General features: G+C 55.1%; 1 protein-coding gene. It reads left to right on the top strand.

Features of this window, described 5'->3' with window-relative positions:
* Positions 1-340: 340 nt before the first annotated feature.
* On the top strand, positions 341-2,214 hold a 1,874-nt coding region (locus ACYVF1_RS32000), incomplete at its 3' end, for an immunoglobulin domain-containing protein (RefSeq protein WP_461086753.1).

Below are 2,214 nucleotides of genomic sequence, written 5' to 3' on the forward strand. Positions count from 1 at the left end.
GATTGGTGTGCAAAGTACTGTCACTTATACGGCCACCTGCACGGAGGCCAATAAGTGCACGAGTGGGGTCTCCACTGCTTTCGTCATCACAGTACGCCCACGTCCTAACAATATTCACTACACTTGGATCCTAGATCCAATCACCTGGAACCCGACCACGACCTCTGCCTACACTATCTGCGAAGGCGTTCAGATCGGCTTTGGCTCAAATGCAAATAACGCCTCCAACATTCAAACTCAGTGGTGGGTTAGGCCCGACGGAACGACATTCAGTGTGGATAATAATCAAAACTGGGAGGGTGAGCCCCAGCTAGGCACGTATACGTACTGGATCAGAGACATGAACGGCTGCACCAATAGCAGCCAGGTGACCATCGACAGAACCCCACCCGTTTATGAGGGTTACTTCGGAACGGTCAACTGTACGACGGTGGATGGCTGGATTGCAGACCGTGCCTGTCTGCAGCGTTCGATCCCCTACAAGATCTTTATCGATGGGAATTTGGTTTACACCGGAATTGCCAATGTGGATCGGAATGATGTAGCGGGTTACCTAAATAATGGGAACACCAATGCTTCCACTTTCAAAAAGTATGGTTTCTCGTTTGCGATGCCCGACCAAGGCAAGGTAGGTCCTCACACTCTGCGCTTCACTGATCTCAACGGCAATAACCTAATCGCTCCACACACCTACGGCGTCAGTAGCATCCCCCGAGCATCTCAGGATGGTAACTACAACAACACCACAGGCGTGAGCGTCTGCAAAGGAACAGCTGCCAGCTTAAAAGCCGACAATTGTTCGGGCACAGTCCGCTGGTACGTGGGAAGCAGCCTGAAGGGGACTGGCAACCCTTTTAATACAGGTCCCCTGCAGACCCAGACCACCTACAACGCTCGCTGTACGGATGCTGGCGGGTGTGAGAGTGTCAACTCTAACCCTTACACCATCTCGATATTAGCTCTCCCCAACAATATTCACTACACTTGGATCCTAGATCCAATCACCTGGAACCCGACCACGACCTCTGCCTACACTATCTGCGAAGGCGTTCAGATCGGCTTTGGCTCAAATGCAAATAACGCCTCCAACATTCAAACTCAGTGGTGGGTTAGGCCCGACGGAACGACATTCAGTGTGGATAATAATCAAAACTGGGAGGGTGAGCCCCAGCTAGGCACGTATACGTACTGGATCAGAGACATGAACGGCTGCACCAATAGCAGCCAGGTGACCATCGACAGAACCCCACCCGTTTATGAGGGTTACTTCGGAACGGTCAACTGTACGACGGTGGATGGCTGGATTGCAGACCGTGCCTGTCTGCAGCGTTCGATCCCCTACAAGATCTTTATCGATGGGAATTTGGTTTACACCGGAATTGCCAATGTGGATCGGAATGATGTAGCGGGTTACCTAAATAATGGGAACACCAATGCTTCCACTTTCAAAAAGTATGGTTTCTCGTTTGCGATGCCCGACCAAGGCAAGGTAGGTCCTCACACTCTGCGCTTCACTGATCTCAACGGCAATAACCTAATCGCTCCCCGCCCCTACGGCGTCAATGCGCCCGGTGTCTTCGTGTTCGCCCCGGGCCAGATCGCCCGGGTGGGCAACTCCTACACCATCTGCGAAGGCAGCGGGCTGGGATTAGGCCTGGATAGCAATGCACCTGGTACTACCACCTGGAGTGGACCTGGTCTCGCCCCCCAGGCTCCCAATGTGGACTTCCCCATCATGGATGCCAGCAAGCAGGGCGTCTACACCTACAAAGCAGCCACCGCTGATGGCTGCTCCAACGCCACCAGCGTGACCGTCACGGTGGCCCCCGGCCAGTACGAGGCCGCGGTGGAGGAGCTCGACTGCAACCACATCAAGGGCTGGCTGGTCAACCACCTGTGCCACAACCAGCAACCCGTGCTGCAGATCAAGATCGATGGCAATGTGGTGGCCACCCTGCGCATGGACCAGGCCCGGCCTACCATCAAAGCCCAGAAGGCGGCCGACGCCAACCATGACCTGTTCGGTTTCAACTGGGCCATACCTGCCCAGTACCGGGTAGGTCCCCACACCCTGCGCATCACCGATTTGGGGGATCATGACCTGATCGCTCCTCGCCCCTACGGCGTCAATGCGCTCACCGCCTATTTATTCGTCCCCGGCCAGATCGCCCGGGTGGGCAACTCCTACACCATCTGCGAAGGCAGCGGGCTGGG

It is taken from the genome of Spirosoma flavus, from assembly GCF_054778555.1.